The sequence below is a fragment of the Mycobacterium simiae genome (assembly GCF_008370645.1).
GTDB classification, from domain to species: Bacteria; Actinomycetota; Actinomycetes; order Mycobacteriales; family Mycobacteriaceae; genus Mycobacterium; species Mycobacterium simiae_A.
The window spans coordinates 1-319 of sequence record NZ_VTZN01000606.1 but is presented as its reverse complement, the minus strand read 5'-3'; the positions used below and the strand labels follow the sequence as shown (position 1 = coordinate 319).

The 319-nt window shown below is 70.8% G+C and carries 1 protein-coding gene; it reads left to right on the top strand.

Features of this window, described 5'->3' with window-relative positions:
• The coding region (locus F0Q45_RS28470) for a hypothetical protein (RefSeq protein WP_188113219.1) at nucleotides 1-319 on the top strand (319 nt) is incomplete at both ends.

Here is a 319-nt window from a genome sequence, read left to right as displayed (position 1 = left end):
TGGCCGCCGGGCCCGCCATGATCCACGGTCACCCCCGCCGGCGCGCGCTGCGCCGCATCACGCTGTTCTTCAAGCACGCCGCGCTGGTCTTCGCCTACACCGCCTACATCTCCACCGCGGCGATCATCGTGCTGAAGATGGGCGCCCGCGGCGGCTACGCCGACCAGGTCGGCATGACCCACCCGCTGGCCCGGCTGTTCATGATCGCGATCGTCTCCGCGGTGGCCATCGGCGTGTTCTGCTGGCTCAAACGCGAACTGGGCGACCACACCCGCCACGACCTCACCCACGTGCTCACCGACGTCGCCCGCCACGGCCG